General features: G+C 54.3%; 3 rRNA genes. All 3 read left to right on the top strand.

Features of this window, described 5'->3' with window-relative positions:
* The first annotated feature begins 272 nt into the window (after positions 1-272).
* Positions 273-1,800 (top strand): 16S ribosomal RNA (locus HK353_RS16690).
* 416 nt (positions 1,801-2,216) lie between these two features.
* Positions 2,217-5,337 (top strand): 23S ribosomal RNA (locus tag HK353_RS16685).
* A gap of 190 nt (positions 5,338-5,527) precedes the next feature.
* Positions 5,528-5,646: ribosomal RNA gene (gene rrf / locus HK353_RS16680) — 5S ribosomal RNA — on the top strand.
* Together the 16S, 23S and 5S rRNA genes form the textbook arrangement of a ribosomal RNA operon.
* Positions 5,647-5,661: the final 15 nt, after the last annotated feature.

Raw genomic sequence — 5,661 nt, 5'->3', positions numbered from 1 at the left:
GCGTTTTGTGTGGTGTGGTGATGGGTGTGTGTTTGTGGTTTGAGAATCCAATAGCGTGTTTGTTTGAACAAGTTGTGATGCCAGAACATTTTATTTTCTGGTAAGACAATCACCTGGCTAAACAGTGGTTCACCCTCGTGTGGGTGGTTCTTCGCCGAACCTTCCGCATCATTGTGGGGTGGCTTTCGTGTTTGGTCAGTATTTTTTGGTCAACCTTCTCACCCCGTGAGGGGTTGGCTGTCTTGCTGGGATTCATTCGTAACATAAAGTTTTTTATGGAGAGTTTGATCCTGGCTCAGGACGAACGCTGGCTGCGTGCTTAACACATGCAAGTCGAACGCTGAAGCCGGGTGCTTGCACCTGGTGGATGAGTGGCGAACGGGTGAGTAACACGTGAGTAACCTGCCCCTGATTTCGGGATAAGCCTGGGAAACCGGGTCTAATACCGGATACGACCACCGAACGCATGTTCGGTGGTGGAAAGTTTTTCGATCAGGGATGGGCTCGCGGCCTATCAGCTTGTTGGTGGGGTAATGGCCCACCAAGGCGACGACGGGTAGCCGGCCTGAGAGGGCGACCGGCCACACTGGGACTGAGACACGGCCCAGACTCCTACGGGAGGCAGCAGTGGGGAATATTGCACAATGGGGGAAACCCTGATGCAGCGACGCAGCGTGCGGGATGACGGCCTTCGGGTTGTAAACCGCTTTCAGCAGGGAAGAAGCGAAAGTGACGGTACCTGCAGAAGAAGTACCGGCTAACTACGTGCCAGCAGCCGCGGTAATACGTAGGGTACGAGCGTTGTCCGGAATTATTGGGCGTAAAGAGCTCGTAGGTGGTTGGTCACGTCTGCTGTGGAAACGCAACGCTTAACGTTGCGCGTGCAGTGGGTACGGGCTGACTAGAGTGCAGTAGGGGAGTCTGGAATTCCTGGTGTAGCGGTGAAATGCGCAGATATCAGGAGGAACACCGGTGGCGAAGGCGGGACTCTGGGCTGTAACTGACACTGAGGAGCGAAAGCATGGGGAGCAAACAGGATTAGATACCCTGGTAGTCCATGCCGTAAACGTTGGGCACTAGGTGTGGGGGACATTCCACGTTCTCCGCGCCGTAGCTAACGCATTAAGTGCCCCGCCTGGGGAGTACGGTCGCAAGGCTAAAACTCAAAGGAATTGACGGGGGCCCGCACAAGCGGCGGAGCATGCGGATTAATTCGATGCAACGCGAAGAACCTTACCAAGGCTTGACATACACTGGACCGTTCTGGAAACAGTTCTTCTCTTTGGAGCTGGTGTACAGGTGGTGCATGGTTGTCGTCAGCTCGTGTCGTGAGATGTTGGGTTAAGTCCCGCAACGAGCGCAACCCTCGTTCTATGTTGCCAGCACGTGATGGTGGGAACTCATAGGAGACTGCCGGGGTCAACTCGGAGGAAGGTGGGGATGACGTCAAATCATCATGCCCTTTATGTCTTGGGCTTCACGCATGCTACAATGGCTGGTACAGAGAGAGGCGAACCCGTGAGGGTAAGCGAATCCCTTAAAGCCAGTCTCAGTTCGGATCGTAGTCTGCAATTCGACTACGTGAAGTCGGAGTCGCTAGTAATCGCAGATCAGCAACGCTGCGGTGAATACGTTCCCGGGCCTTGTACACACCGCCCGTCAAGTCACGAAAGTCGGTAACACCCGAAGCCGGTGTCCCAACCCCTTTGTGGGAGGGGGCCGTCTAAGGTGGGACTGGTGATTGGGACTAAGTCGTAACAAGGTAGCCGTACCGGAAGGTGCGGCTGGATCACCTCCTTTCTAAGGAGCACACATTAAGATCCTCATGGCATGACCCGTATGTGGTCATCATGAGAGCTCAAGGGTGGAACATCACAACACTTGCTCGCCTACACAGCCCGGCTGGGGTCAATGCCCCGGGTGTGGATGTGGTTTTTGGGTGGGCTAGGACGAACACGTTATTGGGTCCTGGAATCACAAACCCCAACGGTTGTTGGGTGTGGTTTCAACCAACAGGACCAACCTGACCAGCGGACTGCAGCTGATTGTTGTTGTGTGGTGGTCGGTGTTTGGTAGTGGTTTGAGAATCGTATAGTGGACGCGAGCATCAAACACCACTTTGTGGTGTTTATGTAATGTGATTTTTCTTGTCATCATCTAGTGAAGGTGAATGAAACAATTTTTCGCGCACATGAAGCCAATTCCTGATGGGGGTTGGGTGAGTGTGTAAGAGCGCATGGTGGATGCCTTGGCATCAGGAGCCGATGAAGGACGTGGAAATCTGCGATAAGCCTCGGGGAGCCGATAAACAGGCGTTGATCCGAGGGTCTCCGAATGGGGAAACCCCGCCACTCGTGAGGGTGGTGACCCGTGTCTGAATATATAGGGCATGTGGAGGGAACGCGGGGAAGTGAAACATCTCAGTACCCGCAGGAAGAGAAAATAACAATGATTCCGGGAGTAGTGGCGAGCGAAACTGGATGAGCCTAAACCTTGTCAGTGTCAAGCGTGCTGGTTTTGCTGGCAGGGTGTTGTGGGGTGTACGTGGTCCGGTCCAGCATGGCCGGTCTGTGAGTGTGTTGGTGTAGTCGAACCTGGTGGGAAACAGGACCGGAGTGGGTGAGAGTCCCGTAGACGAAACGTTAACTGTTCGCAGTGTGTATGTGCCCGAGTAGCACGGAACTCGTGGAATTTCGTGTGAATCTGCCAGGACCACCTGGTAAGGCTAAATACTTCCTGATGACCGATAGCGGATTTAGTACCGTGAGGGAATGGTGAAAAGTACCCCGGGAGGGGAGTGAAAGAGTACCTGAAACCATGTGCTTACAATCCGTCAGAGCAGTATCTTGATGACTGTGATGGCGTGCCTTTTGAAGAATGAGCCTGCGAGTTAGCGGTGCGTGGCGAGGTTAACCCGTGTGGGGTAGCCGTAGCGAAAGCGAGTCCGAATAGGGCGATCCTAGTCGCGTGTCCTAGACCCGAAGCGGAGTGATCTAGCCATGGGCAGGGTGAAGCGTGTGTAAGAGCGCGTGGAGGCCCGCACCCACTTCAGTTGAAAATGGAGGGGATGACCTGTGGTTAGGGGTGAAAGGCCAATCAAACTCTGTGATAGCTGGTTCTCCCCGAAATGCATTTAGGTGCAGCGTTGCGTGGTTCTTGCTGGAGGTAGAGCTACTGGATGGCTGATGGGCCCTACCGGGTTACTGACGTCAACTAAACTCCGAATGCCAGTCAAGGTTCAGCGTGGCAGTGAGACAGTGGGGGATAAGCTTCATTGTCGAGAGGGAAACAGCCCAGACCATCAACTAAGGCCCCTAAGCGTGTGCTCAGTGGGAAAGGATGTTCAGTTGCGAAGACAACCAGGAGGTTGGCTTAGAAGCAGCCACCCTTGAAAGAGTGCGTAATAGCTCACTGGTCAAGTGATTGAGCGCCGATAATGTAGCGGGGCTAAGTACACCGCCGAAGTTGTGGCAGCACCACAGTTAAGCCGTAATGGTGTGGTGTTGGGTAGGGGAGCGTCGAGTTGCCGGGGAAGCTGCCGTGTGAACGAGTGGTGGAGGCGATTCGAGTGAGAATGCAGGCATGAGTAGCGAAAGACGGGTGAGAAACCCGTCCACCGGATGACCAAGGGTTCCAGGGCTAGGCTAATCCGCCCTGGGTAAGTCGGGACCTAAGGCGAGGCCGACAGGCGTAGTCGATGGACAACCAGTTGATATTCTGGTACCGACACACAACCGACAGTACCAAAACACACGATACTAACCCCGTGATGATCCCGTCAGGCCTTCGGGCCTGTGGTTGGGTTTGAGTGGGGGACCTGAGTGTGGAGTCGGTAAGCGTGAGGTGTGACGCAGAAAGGTAGCCAGGCCGTGCGATGGTAGTCACGGTCTAAGGTTGTAGCACGTGGGGGTAGGTAAATCCGTCCCCACCTTGTGTGTGAGAGCTGATGGGCGCCCCACATTGGTGGGGTGATCTGGTGATCCTCTGCTGCCGAGAAAAGCATCGACGTGAGGGTGTGTGTTGCCCGTACCCTATAACCGACACAGGTGGTCGAGTAGAGAATACTAAGGTGATCGAGAGAATCGTGGTTAAGGAACTCGGCAAAATGCCCCCGTAACTTCGGGAGAAGGGGGACCATCCCGGTGAACCACACTTGCTGTGGGATGTGCTGGTGGTGGTCGCAGAGGCCAGAGAGAAGCGACTGTTTATTAAAAACACAGGTCCGTGCGAAGATGTAAGTCGATGTATACGGACTGACGCCTGCCCGGTGCTGGAAGGTTAAGAGGACCTGTTAACCCCGTAAGGGGTGAAGCGGAGAATTTAAGCCCCAGTAAACGGCGGTGGTAACTATAACCATCCTAAGGTAGCGAAATTCCTTGTCGGGTAAGTTCCGACCTGCACGAATGGCGTAACGACTTCTCTGCTGTCTCAACCACGAACTCGGCGAAATTGCATTACGAGTAAAGATGCTCGTTACGCGCAGCAGGACGGAAAGACCCCGAGACCTTCACTATAGTTTGGTATTGGGATTCGGTGTGGTTTGTGTAGGATAGGTGGGAGACGTAGAGGCCCTGACGCTAGTTGGGGTGGAGTCGATCGGTGAAATACCACTCTGACCATAGTGGATTCCTTAACTTCGGACCCTGATCGGGTTCAGGGACAGTGCCTGATGGGTAGTTTAACTGGGGCGGTTGCCTCCTAAAGAGTAACGGAGGCGCCCAAAGGTTCCCTCAGCCTGGTTGGCAATCAGGTGTCGAGTGTAAGTGCACAAGGGAGCTTGACTGTGAGACGGACGTGTCGAGCAGGAGCGAAAGCTGGGACTAGTGACCCGGCCATGGCTTGTGGAAGCGTGGTCGCTCAACGGATAAAAGGTACCTCGGGGATAACAGGCTGATCTTGCCCAAGAGTCCATATCGACGGCATGGTTTGGCACCTCGATGTCGGCTCGTCGCATCCTGGGGCTGGAGTCGGTCCCAAGGGTTGGGCTGTTCGCCCATTAAAGCGGTACGCGAGCTGGGTTTAGAACGTCGTGAGACAGTTCGGTCCCTATCCGCTGCGTGCGTAGGAAATTTGTGGAGGTCTGTCCTTAGTACGAGAGGACCGGGACGGACGAACCTCTGGTGTGCCAGTTGTTCCGCCAGGAGCATGGCTGGTTGGCTACGTTCGGGATGGATAACCGCTGAAAGCATCTAAGCGGGAAGCCGGCTCCGAGATGAGATTTCCAACTGACCTTGAGTCAGGGGAGGTGTCCTATAGATGATGGGGTTGATAGGCCGGGTATGGAAGCACTGTGAGGTGTGGAGTTGACTGGTACTAATACACCGATCACTCATCAACCATTCCAAAGTGGGGTTGGTGTGTGTGGGAGAGTGTTTCTGTGAGTAGTCTTTGCTAGTTGTGGCTTGAAGAGTTCACACTTTTGGGTGTGCATGTTGCATAAGTTTGTGGTGTTCGCGTTCGCTGTGCGGTTCTTGGACCATTACCGCTGATACCCCTGTGAGGGGTTGTGGTGGTGGTTTGTTGGTTTTGCGGTGGTGATAGTGGTGGGGAAACGCCCGGTTAACCGTTCCGATCCCGGTAGCTAAGCCCATTCGCGCTGATGGTACTGCAACTTGGTGGTTGTGGGAGAGTAAGTGACTGCCGCAATATTTTTTAAGGGTG

Source organism: Brevibacterium permense (genome assembly GCF_013280495.1).
In the GTDB taxonomy this organism is placed as follows: Bacteria; Actinomycetota; Actinomycetes; order Actinomycetales; family Brevibacteriaceae; genus Brevibacterium; species Brevibacterium permense.
The sequence above is the reverse complement of the archived record's forward strand: the minus strand, read 5'-3'. Positions and strand labels throughout refer to the sequence as shown.